The 18,011-nt window shown below is 39.2% G+C and carries 16 protein-coding genes; all 16 read right to left on the bottom strand.

Translation table 11 applies throughout. The annotated features are described in order from the left end of the window. Window positions 1–265 precede the first annotated feature (265 nt). The 16 genes from MHB39_RS05275 to sdaAB all read right to left on the bottom strand — a co-directional run bounded on the left by MHB39_RS05275 (window position 266) and on the right by sdaAB (window position 17,687). Window positions 266–499 (bottom strand): KH domain-containing protein, encoded by a 234-nt coding sequence (locus MHB39_RS05275; protein ID WP_004269410.1) that lies wholly within the window; start codon window positions 497–499, stop codon window positions 266–268. Window positions 500–514: 15 nt separating this feature from the next. Further along, window positions 515–787 carry a 30S ribosomal protein S16 gene (rpsP, locus tag MHB39_RS05270; protein WP_004269411.1) on the bottom strand — a complete coding sequence of 91 codons (273 nt, stop codon included), beginning with the start codon at window positions 785–787 and terminating at the stop codon, window positions 515–517. A gap of 94 nt (window positions 788–881) precedes the next feature. Continuing rightward, window positions 882–2,240: a signal recognition particle protein gene (ffh, locus tag MHB39_RS05265; protein WP_016994913.1), complete on the bottom strand. Its 1,359-nt coding sequence runs from the start codon at window positions 2,238–2,240 to the stop codon at window positions 882–884. Between the two features lie 12 nt (window positions 2,241–2,252). Beyond that, entirely contained in the window at window positions 2,253–2,588 is a 336-nt protein-coding gene (locus tag MHB39_RS05260; protein WP_342545971.1) for a putative DNA-binding protein, read from the bottom strand. Window positions 2,589–2,890: 302 nt separating this feature from the next. Further along, a complete protein-coding gene (gene ftsY, locus MHB39_RS05255; RefSeq protein WP_258859566.1) occupies window positions 2,891–4,162 on the bottom strand; it encodes a signal recognition particle-docking protein FtsY in 1,272 nt (423 codons plus the stop codon). Continuing rightward, complete coding sequence (smc, locus tag MHB39_RS05250; protein ID WP_342545970.1) at window positions 4,159–7,740, bottom strand: chromosome segregation protein SMC; 3,582 nt, start codon at window positions 7,738–7,740, stop codon at window positions 4,159–4,161. Before smc ends, ftsY begins: the two co-directional genes overlap by 4 nt. 3 nt (window positions 7,741–7,743) lie before the next feature. Continuing rightward, complete coding sequence (rnc, locus tag MHB39_RS05245; RefSeq protein ID WP_012293239.1) at window positions 7,744–8,508, bottom strand: ribonuclease III; 765 nt, start codon at window positions 8,506–8,508, stop codon at window positions 7,744–7,746. A 389-nt stretch (window positions 8,509–8,897) separates the two neighbouring features. Beyond that, the gene (gene acpP, locus MHB39_RS05240) at window positions 8,898–9,134 is read right to left on the bottom strand and encodes an acyl carrier protein (RefSeq protein WP_009371143.1); all 237 of its coding nucleotides are present in this window, start codon (window positions 9,132–9,134) and stop codon (window positions 8,898–8,900) included. Window positions 9,135–9,192: 58 nt separating this feature from the next. Beyond that, on the bottom strand, window positions 9,193–9,939 hold the full coding sequence (gene fabG, locus MHB39_RS05235; protein ID WP_016994910.1) for a 3-oxoacyl-[acyl-carrier-protein] reductase: 747 nt from the start codon (window positions 9,937–9,939) through the stop codon (window positions 9,193–9,195). After that, the gene (gene fabD / locus MHB39_RS05230) at window positions 9,932–10,885 is read right to left on the bottom strand and encodes an ACP S-malonyltransferase (protein WP_342545969.1); all 954 of its coding nucleotides are present in this window, start codon (window positions 10,883–10,885) and stop codon (window positions 9,932–9,934) included. The genes fabG and fabD overlap by 8 nt, the downstream gene beginning before the upstream one ends. Window positions 10,886–10,903: 18 nt before the next feature. Further along, window positions 10,904–11,896: a phosphate acyltransferase PlsX gene (plsX, locus tag MHB39_RS05225; RefSeq protein WP_342545968.1), complete on the bottom strand. Its 993-nt coding sequence runs from the start codon at window positions 11,894–11,896 to the stop codon at window positions 10,904–10,906. A gap of 2 nt (window positions 11,897–11,898) precedes the next feature. Further along, on the bottom strand, window positions 11,899–12,471 hold the full coding sequence (gene fapR / locus MHB39_RS05220; protein ID WP_016994907.1) for a transcription factor FapR: 573 nt from the start codon (window positions 12,469–12,471) through the stop codon (window positions 11,899–11,901). A 132-nt stretch (window positions 12,472–12,603) separates the two neighbouring features. Continuing rightward, complete coding sequence (gene recG, locus MHB39_RS05215; protein WP_016994906.1) at window positions 12,604–14,649, bottom strand: ATP-dependent DNA helicase RecG; 2,046 nt, start codon at window positions 14,647–14,649, stop codon at window positions 12,604–12,606. Between the two features lie 129 nt (window positions 14,650–14,778). After that, entirely contained in the window at window positions 14,779–15,927 is a 1,149-nt protein-coding gene (locus tag MHB39_RS05210) for an amidohydrolase (RefSeq protein WP_036080525.1), read from the bottom strand. 174 nt (window positions 15,928–16,101) lie between these two features. Continuing rightward, complete coding sequence (gene sdaAA, locus MHB39_RS05205; protein WP_036080527.1) at window positions 16,102–17,010, bottom strand: L-serine ammonia-lyase, iron-sulfur-dependent, subunit alpha; 909 nt, start codon at window positions 17,008–17,010, stop codon at window positions 16,102–16,104. 14 nt (window positions 17,011–17,024) lie between these two features. Continuing rightward, window positions 17,025–17,687, bottom strand: a complete 663-nt coding sequence (gene sdaAB / locus MHB39_RS05200; RefSeq protein WP_036080529.1) for an L-serine ammonia-lyase, iron-sulfur-dependent subunit beta — start codon at window positions 17,685–17,687, stop codon at window positions 17,025–17,027. Window positions 17,688–18,011 lie beyond the last annotated feature (324 nt).

The raw sequence follows: 18,011 nt of genomic DNA, 5'->3' as shown, positions 1-18,011 counted from the left end.
ACTCATTTGTCTTGTTAAGAATAATATAAGCAATATCCTTTAGCTATACTCCTTATTCAAGCTTTAATTTCCACTTAAATAGAAGTCATAGCGATATGCTGATGTTAAAAAAAGATAAAAAAAGGAAGGAACCTACAAGCTCCCTCCTTTTTCGTCCAGATTTTACGCTTCATACTAAAAGGCCACTTCGAACTCCTAAGCGACATGTAAACACACCTATCAGGACTCACTAGTACTTGTTGCAAGAGCGTGAAAATCTTTTCTATTAATCCAATATATCGACGTAGGTCTTCTTTTGATGGTGACTACCTGCCGCTGAATAAACAATTGTACGAATCGCTTTTGCTACTCGCCCTTGCTTGCCTATGACTTTCCCTCTATCCTCTGGATGAACAAAAAGTTTATAAACAATTCGATTTGCATTTTCATCCGTCTCAATACGAACTTCTTCTGGATAATCGACTAACGGTAAAACGATTGCTTCAATCAGCTGCTTCAAAGACGTCGCCCCCGATTATTTACTGAATTTTTGGTTATGGAATTTTTCCATGATACCTTGTTCTGAGAACAAGTTACGTACTGTATCTGATGGTTTTGCACCGTCAGCTAACCATTTAAGAGCTTTCTCTTCATCAATGTTTACAGTAGCTGGTTGAGTTAGTGGGTTGTAAGTACCAACTGTTTCGATTTGACGACCGTCACGTGGTGAACGAGCGTCTGCAACTACGATACGATAGAAAGGAGATTTTTTAGCTCCCATACGTTTTAAGCGAATTTTAACTGCCATTTTAATAGCACCTCCGAATAAGTTTCACACAAGATAGTATATTATCAATGTTTAGGTTGTTTGTAAAGTGTTTTTTCTTAACACCTAAAAATTATTATTTAAACAATGAATCAAAGCCTGGTAATTTCATTTTTTTCTTCCCTTTACCACTTGTCATTCCAGTCATTTGCTTCATCATTTTTTTCATTTCATCGAATTGCTTAATGAGACGATTCACCTCTTGAATAGATGTCCCAGAGCCTTTCGCAATACGCTTTTTACGGCTACCATTCATGATTTCTGGGTTGGTCTTTTCAGCAGGCGTCATCGAGTAAATAATGGCCTCTACACGCCCCATTTGCTTATCATCAACTTTTACATTATCTAAGCCTTTGATTTTGTTAGCACCTGGTAGCATTTTTAAAATTTCATCAAGAGGGCCCATTTTCTTGACTTGCTGCAATTGCTCGACAAAATCATCAAAAGTGAATGTTTGAGATTTAAACTTTTCTTCTAATTCTTTTGCCTTAGCTTCATCTACATTTGCCTGAGCTTTCTCGATAAGTGACAGAACATCGCCCATACCTAATATACGAGATGCCATACGCTCTGGATGGAATGGTTCAAGCGCATCCATTTTTTCGCCCATCCCGACAAATTTAATTGGCTTTTGTGTCACAGAGCGGATAGATAATGCAGCACCACCACGCGTATCACCGTCAAGTTTTGTTAAAACAACCCCAGTAATACCGATTGCTTCATTAAAGCTTTCTGCTACATTGACTGCATCTTGACCCGTCATGGCATCAACAACTAGGAAAACCTCATCTGGCTCTTTTAATGCACGAATATCCTTTAACTCTTGCATTAGGTCTTCATCGATATGAAGTCGACCAGCTGTATCGATAATTACCACATCATGATGCTCTTCCTTTGCCAATTCAATTGCCTGACGTGCAATTTCTACAGGAGATACCTCGGTACCTAATGCAAAAACAGGTAGTGATAACTGTTTTCCTAATGTCTGTAATTGTTGAACAGCAGCTGGACGATAAACGTCAGCGGCAACTAGTAATGGTTTACGATTATATTTTTTTCGTAGAACATTTGCCAATTTACCTGTAGTTGTCGTTTTACCCGCACCTTGTAGACCAACCATCATAATGACAGTGGGTGGCTTCGTATTAAACTTAATGGGACTTTGTTCGCCCCCCATTAATTCTGTTAGTTCATCCTGTACAATTTTAATAACTTGCTGACCTGGCGTTAAACTTTGCATAACATCAACACCGACAGCACGTTCACTTACCTTTTTTACGAATTCTTTGACTACTTTTAAGTTAACATCCGCCTCGATTAAAGCAAATCGGACTTCTCGCATCATTTCCTTAACGTCTTGCTCTGATACTTTCCCTTTGCCTTTAATCTTTTGGATCGTTCCTTGGAGTCGTTCCGCTAATCCTTCAAAAGCCATTGCTTTCGCCTCCTAATCCCATTCTTTCAGCTGTTCAATAAGTGCTAGCTGCTCTTCAGCTGTCATACTCTTTTCTGTAATCCCCATTGTTAGCTGTGACAGCATTTGGGTACGTTGTTGAAATTTTTCAAGTAAACGTAATTTTTCTTCATATTCCTCAAGCATCGCTTCTGTACGACGAATATTATCGTAAACAGCTTGGCGTGAAACACCATACGATTCAGCAATTTCTCCTAGAGAGTTATCATCCAAATAGTATAGCTCCATATAACTTCTTTGTTTATCAGTTAATAATGCTTGATAAAAGTCGAAGAGAAAGTTCATGCGTGTTGTTTTTTCAAGTAGCATCGAATGTTTCTCCTCCCGCTATTAGTCATTTGTATCATAACGAAAAGCGCCCGTCTGTGTCAAGGTAATCTCCTTGTCTAAAAGCTTAAATTGCTGCTTTCAGGCATTTCTTGCCTTTGGCTAGTATTACTCTTTTAAACAAGTCAATTCACCTATACACAGTCGAGCGTTTTTATCCTATACGTGTCAGCGTCTTTTTATCCATTTTTGTTCAAAAATTGAAGCAAACTAAGCATCCAGCTTCTCCAAAAGAAAAGAGATAAATGCCAAGCAAGATAAAATTATTTAGCTACAGTTAACTGTTACTCTTCATTATTTTCTAGTTCCTTATCCAAACCATCGGCAAATAGTCCATAAACATATCGTTCTGCATCAAATGGCTGTAAATCATCCATTTTCTCACCAAGACCCACAAATTTTACAGGAATGTGTAACTTGTTTCGAATAGCAAGGACAATACCACCTTTAGCTGTGCCATCAAGCTTTGTTAAAACAATCCCTGTTACATTCGTTGCTTCTTTAAATGTTTGTGCTTGAACAAGCGCATTTTGGCCAGTTGTTGCATCTAATGCTAATAATACTTCATGTGGAGCATTTGGAATTTCACGTGAAATCACACGATGAACTTTTTCAAGCTCATTCATTAGGTTCACTTTGTTCTGCAAGCGTCCAGCTGTATCACAAATCAACACATCTGCTTTTCTATTTTTTGCTGCACGAATCGCATCGTACATTACTGCTGCTGGGTCAGAGCCCTCTGATTGTTTAATAACCTCACAGCCGACACGATCTCCCCATACTTGTAATTGATCAATAGCACCAGCACGGAACGTATCACCCGCAGCTAATACAACTGATTTCCCTTGAGATTTTAAACGGTGCGCTAGCTTACCTATTGTCGTTGTTTTCCCAACACCATTTACGCCAACAAATAGAATAACAGTTAGTTCACCATCTGGCTGCATATTTAGCTCAATTAAATCTTCTTCACCTTGCTCATAAATTTCTACAAGCTTTTCAGAAATCACAGCTTGGATGCCATTTGTATCTTTAATATTTTTACGTTGCACTTCATAACGTAGTTTATCCATGAGTTCCATGACTGTTTCAAATCCAACATCAGCCTGTAATAGTAAGTCCTCTAATTCTTCAAAGAAATCTTCATCCACTTTACGATAACGTGCAACAAGGTCATTCACTTTTGAAGTAAAGGAATTCCGTGTTTTTTCAAGGCCAGCCTTGAATTTTTGTGTTATTGACCAAGCAGAAGGCTTTTTCTCTTCCAGTGGTTCGGCCTCTACTACTGCTAGCTCCTGAACATCTGGCTGTCCTTCTTCTATTTCAGCTGAGGGGTCTGCTTGCACTTCAATTTCTTTCACAATCGTCATTGCTGATGCTTCTTCACCTTGTTCAGGTACTTTTAGATCAGCAGTCTCAATGGCAGCAGGCTCGTTTAATTCCTCAAGCTCCGGCTCCGACTGGTCAGATTCCTGTTCTTTGTCAGCTGTGTCTAGTTTCTCTTCCTCTTCCGGATTACCCATTAATTTATCTTTTAAACGCTTAAAAAAACTCATGCTTGTTCGCTCCTTTGCTCCGCAAGTACGGGTTCATCTTCTAGTTTTACTGATACAAGTTTCGATACACCTGATTCTTGCATTGTTATACCATACAAGACATCAGCCCCCTCCATTGTACCTTTACGATGAGTAATCACAATGAATTGTGTGTCGAGACTAAACTTTTTCAAATATTGGCTATAACGCACAACATTCGCCTCATCTAAAGCCGCCTCTACCTCATCAAGAATACAAAATGGCACAGGTCGAATATTTAGAATGGAGAATAGTAAAGCAATCGCCGTAAGTGCACGCTCACCACCAGAAAGCAAGCTTAAATTTTGTAATTTTTTTCCTGGAGGCTGTGCCACAATTTCAATACCTGTTTCCAATAAGTTTTGTGGGTCAATTAAAACCAAATCAGCTTGACCTCCACCAAACAATTCACGGAAAACACGTTTAAATTGCTCTCTAATAGCATAAAACGTTTCACTAAAGCGCAACGTCATTTCTTCATCCATTTCTTTGATTGCTTCATGTAATGTTTCCTGTGCAGCAAGCAAGTCCTCTCGTTGTTCAGTTAAGAATGTATGACGTTCTAGCACTCTATCATATTCCTCAATCGCACCTAAATTAACGGGGCCTAGCTCTTCAATGGATCTTTTTAACAATTTCACACGTCTTCGCACAAACTCTTCATCTTCTATTGCTAGAGCTTCTTTTTCAGCCTCTTCGAATGTTAACTGATAATTTTCTTCGAGTTGTTCGATAAAATTATCCATTTCAAATTCTACCCGATTACGTTTTAACTCATTGGCACGTATTGCTTCAAGGTATCCTTTATGAATACGTTGCAGTTCCTTGAGTTGTTCTTCTAATGTAGAAAGTTCTTGTTGCTGTCCTAATTTCTGCTCTTTCTTTTCAGCAATAGTCTCTTGTAGGGCATCTCTTCTTGCTTTCCATGTCATAACCTGTTCCTCGACCTCTTCATCACTTAAATGATTTGTCGATTCGTCAGATTGAAGCCACACTATTTCCTGAGAAATATTTTTGACTTTTTGGTGCGCTTTGTTTAATTGTAGTGCTAGTTCAGCAGTCGTAATTTGAACTTGCGACAGCTGTTCCTGCATAACCGCTAACTGTGAACGTTTTTCAGCAAGCTGTTCTCGTAATACATCTTTCTCTGTCTCACCTTGTAACTTTACCTTACTTAATTGTTCGACAGTTTCATTGATTTCGACAAGGACTATAGCAAGGGTATTTAAACGCTCCTCTGCTGCCTGTTTTTGTATCAATAATGCTTCCTCACGAGTTTTTACATCCTTTGTTTCAGTTGAAGCAAAGTTTACTCTGGCCGATAAGCTTTTTTCAACGACCTCTAGCTCACGAATACGACTAGACTGTTGCATCTCCTCTTTTCGTAATTGCTCTCCTTCAAGCTTTAGTTGCTCTACTTGATCTCGCAATTCCGCAAGCTTCTCTTTTTCGGCTGCAACAGCCTGTTCAGCACTATAAATGGAAGCTTGTAACGATTCTAGCTTAATGATTAAATCATCTAGCTCAGCTTTTCTTGTAAAGAGTGAGGATTGCTGTTTCAGAGCTCCACCTGTTAAGGAGCCCCCTGCATTGACAATATCTCCTTCAAGTGTGACAACTCGGTATCGGAAACCACATATTCGGGCAATTTGACTTGCGCCTTCTAAATTTGCTGCCACTATGACATTTCCTAAAAGATTTTCAACAATTGTTCGATTGTCTTCATTAAAAGTGACAAGCGCATCTGCCATTTGAACAAAGGCAGGGTGTTCAGTTGCTAGCTGAATAGTGCCTGGATTAATTTTGCGTGATTTCATGACTGTTTTTGGTAAAAAAGTAGCACGTCCAGCACGTTTTTGTTTTAACCAATGAATGGCCTGCTGTGCGTGGCGTTCATTGGTTGTGACAATATGTTGAGAGGCTGCGCCTAACGCTGTTTCGATCGCTTGTGAATACTTTCCTTCAACTTGGATTAACTCTGCTACTGCACCTTCAATTCCTTGTAGTTCGCCTTTATCTCGCGCAAGTAAAACTTCTTTAACACCTTGGAAGAACCCAGAAAAATCAGCTTCAAGTTCAGCTAATGTATCTTTTCTAGCCTTTAGTTGTTGTTGATGCTGATAGGCTTTGTACAACATATCCTGCTTTTCTGTAAAGGATATGTTGACATTTTTCAACTGTATTTGTAATGTTTCATGTTGCTCTAGTTTTTTCTGCAAATCATTGGTTGTTAAGGAATGTTCAGCCACTAGCTTTTCTTTTTCAGCAATGATTTGCATAAGCTCTTGTCCAATTTCATCTGTTTGATTGGACATTTTTGCCGCCATTGCTTTTTGTTGCGCTAATTGCTGATCGATATTTTTCAATTCATTCTTGACTGTTGCCTCTTCATTTAATGAATCGATATATCGATTTTTATAGTCTTCTATTTCTTCCTCGATTTCTGTCACAGATCGATTTAATGATTGTTCTAACTGCTTGATGCTCTGCTTTAACACGGATACGGCTTGTTGCTTCTCGGAGAATACTTCTTTTTTCTCCTGTTCTTGAACCAGGAGTAATTCTACTTCCGCCTTAGCCTCTTGTAATGTCGTATTCAGCTGTAGTAGTTGATTCGATGCATTTTGGCGTTTTTCAGCCATCAATGCCTTACGACCATCCCAACGCTCTACCTCCATAGTGGCATTGACAAGCTCAGCCTGCGAAACATCCAAATAATCATCTAGATCTTTTAATAGCTTCCGTATATTGGCGGTCCGTTTCTCAATCATGGAAATATTTTGAGCTTGTTCTAGCTCTGTTGCAGAAAGCTTCGTAAATTCCTCTTTTAGCGCATGCAAAGATTGTGCACAATTTTTAAAATCATGCACAAGAATTGCAATATCAAAATCCTTTAGCTCAGAAGACATTTGTACATAATCTCTTGCACTAGATGCCTGCATTTCAAGCGGCTCTAATCGGTTGTCTAATTCATGGAGAATGTCTAATACGCGATACAAATTTTCATCTGTCTCAACAAGCTTATGCTCAGCTTTTTTCTTTCTTATTTTATACTTTAAAACGCCAGCTGCCTCTTCAAAAATAGAACGACGATCATCAGGTCGGCTATTTAAAATCTCATCGACACGGCCTTGAGAGATGATTGAAAATGCCTCTTTTCCAAGTCCTGAATCCATAAACAAGTCCGTAATATCCTTCAGGCGACACTGTTGGTTATTTAATAAATATTCACTATCACCTGAACGGTATACGCGTCTTGTTACACTGACTTCTGTATAAGAAAAAGCAAGTTGCTCGTCAGTATTATCTAAAATAAGTGTTACCTCTGCAAAGTTGAGTGGCTTACGAGAGTCACTCCCAGCGAAAATAACATCTTCCATCTTTGCTCCACGTAACGACTTTGCCGATTGCTCCCCAAGTACCCAACGAATCGCATCTGTGACATTACTTTTTCCACTGCCATTTGGTCCAACAACGGCTGTAACACCAGGTACAAAATCAATTCCAATGCGTTCCGCAAAAGATTTAAAGCCAATCACTTCTAGTCGTTTTAGGAACATCTATTAAGCCTCCTCTTTTGCAGCTTCTTCACGCATCATTCGCATTGCACATTGTGCAGCTTGCTGCTCGGCTTCTTTTTTTGATTTTCCACGACCAATACCAAGCTCTTGTCCATTTAATAATACGCTTGATACAAAGGTACGATTATGTGCAGGGCCTTTTTCATCGATAATCTCATAATGAAGAAGTCCATTATTCGTTTGCTGTACCATTTCTTGCAATTGACTTTTAAAATCCATCACATGCGAAAAAGCACCGACTTCTACTTTTGGGAACACGATTCGTTCTAAAAATGACACGACCGTTTGTAAATCTTGATCTAAATAAAGTGCACCTACAAATGACTCAAATACATCTGCAAGTAGCGCTGGACGTTCCCGACCACCTGTTAATTCCTCACCTTTTCCAAGCAATACAAAGCGTCCAAAGCCTAGCTCGTTAGCAAAAATCACTAGTGATGGCTCACATACAATGGAAGCTCTTAACTTTGTTAGCTCACCCTCGCTCATATTTGGGTATTTCTCAAAAAGATATTTAGAAACAGACAGTTCAAGTACTGCATCTCCTAAAAATTCAAGACGCTCATTATCCGTAAATAGTTTACGGCGATGCTCATTCACATAAGATGAATGCGTGAATGCTTGATACAATAAATTTTTATTAATAAATGTGATATTTAATTCATGCTGTAACAGCTCAAATTGGTTGCGTACTTTTTCAGGAAGTACGCCAGATTTCTGCATAGTTCCTTTTCTTTTCATAGCCATTGAACAAATCTGCCTTCCTAATAGTTTCTACCGTTTTAGTGTACCTTTTTCAGGGCGTTTATGCAAAAGTATTTCAGCTTAAACACAATGTTTTGGAAATTTTTCCGGAAATTCCTCTTGATTCAGCATACATCTCCCATTAGAGAGAATTTTGAAGCCGACTTGTCATTAGATTTTTAACATAAAAAAGGGACGTGAATAGATCGAAAACCGATCCATTTCGTCCCCTTTAAATACATCTTCATTCATTGAAATCTGCTCCTTCTAACAAGGAATGCAGAAAAAGTAATTTCTACTTTATTCAAGCTACCATAAAACCATTGTATGATTACGATGACCATTACACCATTAGAGGTGATCTATTTTCACTAAATAAAGTTTTAACGAAATTAGTTTAATTTACTTTCGATGTATGAGATTGCAGTACCTACTGTTGAGATTTTTTCAGCATCTTCATCAGAAATTTCCATATCGAATTCGTCTTCAAGCTCCATTACAAGCTCAACTACGTCTAATGAGTCAGCACCTAAATCATCACGGAAAGAAGCTTCAAGCGTTACTTCGCTTTCTTCCACACCTAAACGGTCCACGATTACTTTTGTTACGCGTTCTAATACTGTAGACAAATGATTCACCTCCCCTCAAATGATTATACAAAAAATCAGCGTATATGCCTAATTGAAATTACATGACCATACCGCCATCAATATGAAGTGTTTGCCCAGTCATATAATTAGCGTCATCCGATGCTAGGAAAGCTACTGCTTTTGCGATATCCTCTGGCTGACCAAGTTTCGCAAGAGGAATTTGTGTTAGCATACCTTGTTTGATATCCTCTGGCAATTGTTCTGTCATTTCTGTTTCGATAAAACCTGGTGCAATAGCATTAACTAATATATTACGAGAAGCTAATTCCTTTGCCGTCGTTTTCGTTAATCCAATAACACCTGCTTTAGCCGCAACATAGTTGGCTTGACCAGCATTACCCGCTACACCAACGATGGAAGAAATATTAATGATGCGACCTGCACGTTGCTTCATCATTTGACGTGTGACCGCTTTCGTACAAAGGAAAACACCTTTAAGGTTGGTATTTAATACATCGTCCCATTCGTCTTCTTTCATACGCATGATCAAGTTATCTCTTGTAATACCAGCATTATTAACTAAAATATCAAGGGAACCGTATGTTTTCACTGCAGCATCCATTAAAGCTGTGACTTCTTCGGTCTTTGAAACACTAGCTTGCACAGCAATTGCTTCGCCACCGTTTTCTTGAATCATCGCCACTACTTCTTCTGCTTTTGCCTGTGAGCCACTATAGTTCACAACAACCTTAGCACCTTCTTCTGCAAGCTTTAAAGCAATAGCGCGTCCGATTCCTCTTGAAGCTCCCGTTACAACGGCTACTTTTCCTTCTAATTTACGCATTGATTGACCACTCCTTCGACGCTTCTAAAACTGCTTCTAACGAAGCTTCATCATAAACACAATAGGCTGCAGCAGAGCGATCAATTTTTTTCAAGAGACCGCTTAATACTTTACCTGGTCCACATTCGATAAAGACGTCAACACCTTGCGCAAGCATTTCACGCATAGAAGCTTCCCATTGTACAGCACTATATACCTGTTCAACTAGCTCTTGTTGTATTGCTGCTACATCTTTCAATTCCTTCGCCATCACATTGCCAATTACAGGTATTTCAGGTGCGGATAAAGGAATTTCTGCTAATGCTGCTTGCAGTTTCTCTGAAGATGGTCGCATCAAATCAGAGTGGAAGGGACCACTTACAACTAAAGGTATTGCTCGTTTTGCACCAGCTTCTTTAGCAGCAACGCTTGCTTTATCTACACCTTCTTTCGTGCCCGAAATAACAATTTGTCCTGGACAATTCACATTTGCCACCTGAACAGAGTCACCCGATGCCGACACCTGCTCTGTTACCTCGTTCAATGCCTCAAGTTCCATTCCTAAAATTGCTGCCATTGCACCTTGTCCTGCCGGCACAGCTTCATTCATATAAAGACCTCGTTTATGCACAATCGACACGGCATCATCAAATGACATAACGCCTGCTAACACCAATGCACCATATTCTCCAAGTGAATGACCTGCTGCGTAGTGTGGTTGAATACCTGCTGCGCGTAACTTTTCAGCCACCATTACACCAGTAGTAAGAAGCGCTGGCTGTGCATGATATGTCAGTGTTAGCTCTTCTGCTGGACCCTCTAACATTAATTTAGATAATTCAAACTGAAGAGCTTGATCTGCACGATCATAAAACGCTTTACTTTCTACAGCATTTTCAACAAACTCTCGACCCATTCCAACTACCTGCGATCCCTGTCCTGGAAAAATAAATGCTATTTTCGTCATTTGAATAATCCCCTTTGCTTAATCAATTTCTATGTGACGTACTGTCTCCGTAATCGTTGAAATAACGGTATGCTCTACCATCGTGTTGGCTTGTCGAATGGCACTGAAAATCGCTTTTGCATTTGATGATCCATGTGCCTTAATAACAGGTGCTTGTAAGCCAAACAATCCTGCGCCACCATACTCTGTATAGTCCATTTTATTTTTCAAGTCACGTAAATTATTTTTCATGAGCGCTGCTGAAATTTTCGTTTTCGTTGAAGACATAAAGGCCTCTTTTAACATAGAAAATAAAGCACCTGCTGTCCCTTCAATAGACTTCAACACCATATTTCCTGTAAAGCCATCTGTTACAACAACATCAGCTACTCCTTCAAGTAAATCACGTGCTTCTACATTTCCAATAAAATTCAAATCTGCTTCCTTCAATAATTCGAAGGCAGCTTTTGTTAATTCATTCCCTTTTTTATCCTCGGTACCGATATTTAATAAGCCAATACGTGGTTTTTGTATACCTCCAACCTTTTTAGCATAAATATCACCCATAATGGCATATTGCACTAAATGCTCTGGTCGAGCATCTGCATTTGCCCCTAAATCAAGCATTAAAAATCCTTTACCATCTAGCGTTGGTAGCGTTGTAGCTAATGCTGGTCGGGCTATTCCCTCAATGCGACCTACTTTAAATAGGCCACCCGCCATCAGGGCCCCTGTGTTCCCTGCAGAAAGGCAAGCATCTGCTTTACCCTCTTCTACTGCATCCATCATACGCGCCATTGAAGAATCCTTTTTTCTACGAACAGCACGGGCAGGATCATCAGTTCCTTCTACTACTTCCTCACAATGTATAACCTTTAATCGATCGTGTTGTTTTAAAAATGGTTCCAGCTTATCTTGATGACCATATAATTGGATTTCTAAGTTTGGAATTTGCTCTAATGCTAAAAATGCACCTTCAACAACTGATTTTGGTGCGTTGTCTCCACCCATTCCATCAAGCGCTAATTTCATTGTTACTCACCTTTACCTTTCGTGCGGTACATATCAAATTCACCAACAAAAACGGTTTCACCATTAACAGTAGATGTTACCTCGACTTTTGTACGATGTTTTTGTTCATCTCGTCCGATAACAATCGCTTTTGTAATAACACGATTTCCAGCTCGTACAGGTTTCACAAACGTAATATTAGAATGTACGGTTAATGCTAGTTCATCATCAATTACTGCAACCGCTAATGAATTTGCTTGCGCAAACAAATGATGACCACGTGCGATGCCATTACGCTGAAACACATGCTCTTCTTGTACATCAAAAATCGAGAGTGCTCGATGATCTAATTCAATATCTACAATCTCACCAATGACCTCATCAATCGGGAGAGATTTTACTTCATTTTCATAGCTTTTTGAAGCAACATCTTTAATTCGCTCGCGTAATTCTGGTATTGATAATTCCATACGGTCTAAACGAATTGTTTGGACACTTACCTGAAACTGTGTTGCTAGCTGTTCATCTGTGACGAATGGATTTTCAGCTATCGTTTCAGATAGTAGTCGCTGTCGCTCTTTTTTCGTTCGTCTCAACTTCATCCGCCACCTTTTGAGTTGTTATTAGCACTTGGTACTAATATCAGTATATAGAGTATAAAAAAAGAATGCAAGACTTGTTTTGAAATCAAGTACTTACATTCTTTCTTTGCTAATAAGCTTCACATATTAATCGAAGCGCTCTCCTTGTAAAACGCCAGTATCTTCTAGCATTTTACGCAAGTATTGATAGTCGTCATCCTGCCAAAACGCTTTTGTTTCAAGCATCTCTGCGGCATCTTTTCTAGCGGTCTCCAGAATACGATAATCATGTACTAAATCAGCTACTTTAAAATCTGGTAAACCACTTTGCTTTCTACCAAAAAAGTCTCCTGGTCCCCTTAATTCAAGATCTTTTTCAGCTAAACGGAAGCCATCATTTGTTTCCGTCATTGATTGCATACGTTCTTTTCCCTCATCAGACTTAGGGTCAGCAAGTAAAATACAGTATGATTGATGCTCACCACGTCCAACACGGCCTCGAAGCTGATGCAATTGTGCTAAGCCAAAGCGTTCAGCATCATAGACTATCATAAAGGTAGCATTCGGTACATTTACACCTACCTCTACAACGGTTGTAGAAACTAAAACCTGAATAGTCCCTTCACTAAAAGCACGCATAACCGCATCTTTTTCATCAGCGGATAAGCGCCCATGCATTAAACCGACATGGTAACGATCTTTAAAATAAGTCGCTAGCTGCTCATATATTTCCACAGCATTTTGAACATCAAGCTTATCGGATTCCTCGATAAGTGGACAAATCGCATAGGCTTGTCTTCCAGCCGCTAATTCTAATTCTAGTTTAGATAAAACGGAGCCGAATTGCTCTTTCTTCATCCAATGCGTTTCAATCTGTTTACGCCCTGCCGGCATTTCATCAATCATCGATACATCCATTTCCCCAAATGCAGTAATAGCTAATGTTCGTGGTATCGGAGTAGCTGTCATAAAAAGCACATCGGGATTCTCCCCTTTATCACGCAAAATACGTCGTTGCTCCACACCAAAGCGGTGCTGTTCATCCGTGATGACAAAGCCTAGCTTATGAAAAACAACATCTGGTTGGATTAGCGCGTGTGTACCAATAACAATATCAAGCTCTCCATTTGCCAAATCAGCTAATAGGACACGTCGCTCCTTTGTTTTAGTGGACCCAGATAACAGGGCAACACGAACGCCAAATGGTTGGAACCATTCTTGCAAGTTCTCTAAGTGTTGTTCTGCTAATATTTCAGTCGGTGCCATTAAGGCTCCTTGAAAGCCTGCTGTTACGGCCGCATATAGCCCTATTGCTGCTACGACGGTTTTACCTGAACCTACATCCCCTTGTAGCAAGCGATTCATTCGGTGTGGTTCCTTCAAATCCTTACAAATTTCATTCACCACACGTTTTTGGGCATTCGTTAATTCATAGGGTAATGAAGCGATAAAATCCCGTAATTTATGCACATCAAATTGAATAACTGTACCGTGTTCACTATCCTTCCTAATTTTCCGCAAAGCTTGAATACGCAATTGAAAGTTTAATAGCTCCTCATAGGCAAAACGTCTTCTTGCTTGTTTAGCATGTCCAGCATCCAACGGAAAATGAATACCCTCCAAGCCCTCTCTTATTGAAACGAGCTTATACGACTCTTGTAAATATTGTGGAATGGTATCTGGCAACATGGCCCCACAGTCATCTAACACTTGTCGCATATATTTACGAAATCTTTTTTGGGGGATCAAACCTTTCAGACTATAGACAGGCTCAAAGTCAACTTGATCAGTTTTAGGACCAAATGTAACTGAAGTGCCATTGATAACTTGTCTACCACGATCCCATTTACCAGTCACCGTAATAATAGAACCAGGTACAAGCTTTTGCTTTAAATAGCCCTGATTGAAAAATACGACTTTCACTAAATGTCTTCCTGCTAAAACAGTTACTTGGAGTCTTGACTTATTGCGGCCTAAAAATAAAATCGTAGGCTCCCGCTCCACCTTACACTCAACTGTAACCCGTTCGTTATGTGGCGTTTGCGTTAAATCTTTTAAACGAAAATCTTCATGTCGATGTGGGAACGTCCATAATAAATCAGCTATTGTATTGATTCCTAGTGATTCAAGATGGGCTGCTGTTTCTTTCCCGACGCCTTTTAATTCATTGACGGGTCCATATAATTCAGTCACCTTATCCCACAACTCCCTTCATTGATTGTTTATGTAGTGTTATACTCTCTATCTAATGTACCATAAATTATTTCCCTAACCCTACACATAAGCAAAAACCCTACCAATGATTGATAGGGTTAAACTACATCATTTATATTTCATAATAATATCAATGAAGAGCTTTATGGCATCAGGGAAAACATCTTCATCTAAATCAAACCTTGGATGATGATGAGGATATTGGCTTTTCTCACCGCCCATTCCGACAAATATAAATGCACCAGGTTTATGCTTTAGATAATAGGAAAAATCCTCACCACCCATAACTGGATCGACAAGCTCAAATACATCCTTCCCAAATTCTTCACAAACAATAGATTCCACAAAGCGAGATTGCCGAGGATCATTGATAAGTGGAGGTGTCCCTATAATAAAGTCGATTTTCCCCTCCGCTCCAAACGAACGGCAAATCCCTTCTGTTAAACTCACCATCTTCGTTTGAATCGTAGCTACGGTTTCTGGTGTTAATGCCCTAATCGTTCCTATTAATTTTGCTGTGTCTGGAATAATGTTATACGTTGTTCCTGCTTGGATATTGCCTACTGTTATAACGCCAGCATCTATAGGATTAATAGTTCGACTAATGATACTTTGAAAGGCTTGCATTAAATGGCTTGCAATATAGATTGGATCAATCGTTTCATGCGGCATTGAGCCATGTCCACCATGACCCTGAATCTCAATTTCAAAATCATCAACAGAGGCCATCATTGGTCCATGTGTTAATCCAATTTTCCCCTTCTTTAAACCCTGCCATAAATGGATACCAAAAATAGCATCGACACCTTCTAGAACGCCGTTTTGAATTAAATAATCTGCTCCACTTGGTGTAATTTCCTCAGCTGATTGAAAAATAAGCATTATATTTGGCTCAATTTCTTTCTTATTTCTAGCTATCCATTCTGCAACTGCTAATAAGATGGCTGTATGACCATCATGTCCACACATATGAGCCACTCCTGGCTTTTGGGAGATATATGGCTTATCACCTTCTTCAACTATCGGTAATGCATCTATATCGGCCCGTAAAGCAATCGTCTTTGTACCTTTTGTCCCTTGAACCATAGCTACTACGTTTGGGGAATCATACGCTAATATTTCTATTTGAAGATGCTCTAATCTTTTGCGAATAAATTGACTTGTTTCAAATTCCTGACCAGAAAGCTCTGGATATTGATGAAGATAACGTCGATCTTCTATTGCTTGTTTTGCTAAATATTGCAAATCTATTTCCACTAAAAAAACTCCTTTTATTTTCCTTTAACGCTCTACATAAGAAAAATTCCCCTGAGGTCCTATGCAGATGACTTGCCACCACTATTCCTTGTACTTATTTCATTATACTAAAATCTTTCTTAACGAAACCAACATAAAAACATGCTACCTATTCAGATAGCATGTTTCTTGTTTTTATTGAAGGGCTTTAATACTCTGTAAGCCACCATTTTCAAGAATGGCTTTACTGATCGCCTTACCTGTTGGAGTTGCTGCTAGACCGCCTCGTGCCGTCTCTTTAAGATTAGGACTCATAGATTGTCCGATGCGATACATAGCACCAATTACTTCATCACATGGAATACGACTTGTTACACCAGCAAGTGCCATATCCGCTGCTACAAGAGAGTTAGATGCACCCATTGCATTACGTTTAACACAAGGTACTTCAACCAAGCCAGCTACGGGATCACAGACAAGACCTAGCATGTTTTTTAGTGTAATGGCAAATGCTTCTGAACATTGCTGTGGCGTACCTCCAGCCATTTCGACAATAGCAGCAGCAGCCATACCTGCAGCTGACCCAACCTCTGCCTGACATCCGCCAGCAGCTCCAGAAATGGAAGCGTTATTAGCTACCACAAATCCAAATGCTCCTGACGTAAATAAATAACGAATCATTTGCTCACGTGTTGGATTTAGTTTGTTTTTTACAGCAAATAGTGTTCCTGGTACTACACCCGCCGAACCTGCTGTTGGTGTTGCACAGATTGTGCCCATTGCCGCATTTACTTCATTAGTTGCAACCGCTTTACTTACTGCATCTAATAATAAGTCACCTGAAAGTGACTTTCCTTGCGCAATATAATTTTGAAGCAATACGGCATCCCCACCAGTTAGACCTGTTACTGATTGCACACCTTGTAATCCACGTTCAATTGCTTCTTCCATTACCGTCAGATTTCGATCCATTTGCTGGATGATTTCTTCACGCGTTCTACCTGTGATCAATATTTCCTGTTCAATCATAATTTCTGATATTAATTTTTCTTCTTTCTCTGCTCGTTCAACAAGTTCACGAACATTATGAAATAAAACGTCCATCACGGGACACCTCCTTAGTTATTAATTTTTGAGACCTTTGTAATATATGGAATTAAAGATATTTGCTGTAGCACCTTATCCTCAATGTTTTGATCAACTTCAATGACCATTAAAGCAGTTAAACCACGTTCGATACGTGAAACCTCCATATGCCCAATGTTGACTTCATGCATTGCCAAGCAATTGGCTACATTGGCAATACAGCCTGCACGATCATCATGAACAACAAGAATAGCTGGCATGCCACCAGTTAAACGTAACTTAAAGCCATTGACTTCACTAACTTCAATTTTTCCGCCACCAATCGAAATACCGACTACTGACATTTCCCCTTCATCGTCTCCAATGACAAGTCGAGCCGTATTTGGATGCTCCGTATTAGCTGTTTCAGGAATAAATTCGTAAGTTAATCCCGCTTTTTTGGCATCTTCAAATGCCGTTTTAATACGATCATCAAATGTATCGTAATTTAATAAGCCTCCTACAATCGCAACATCTGTACCATGCCCTCTATACGTTTCTGCAAATGATCCATATAAATGAATTTTTGCCCATTTAGGTTGTCTACCAAATAAATCCCTTGCAACACGCCCGATGCGAGCTGCTCCTGCCGTATGAGAGGAGGAAGGCCCAATCATGACTGGTCCAATAATATCAAATACTGAAGTAAACTTCATACAAACACCCCTCTATTCTATTCGTATAATAATATTTATTTTTATTTATATCATGCTTGATAGTTACTATAAAAGTAAAGCATTTAATTTATCAACTTTCAGAAAATTACCACTACTATAATTTATAGTAAATATTTATGCTTCTTTATTGTCCGCACCATATATACACAACTATAAAAGCGTTGACATTCCAATATTTCCAAATTTTATATCCTGTGGGTACGCACATTGAATTATTCATATTTAGTACGTTTTTAATAAATTTAATCCAACATTCTCTTTGTAGCATAAACAAAAGCAGTACACGTTTTGTGCACTGCTTTC

The organism is Lysinibacillus sp. FSL K6-4013 (genome assembly GCF_038630435.1).
GTDB lineage: Bacteria > Bacillota > Bacilli > Bacillales_A > Planococcaceae > Lysinibacillus > Lysinibacillus boronitolerans.
This window is presented reverse-complemented; position numbering and strand designations above follow the sequence as displayed.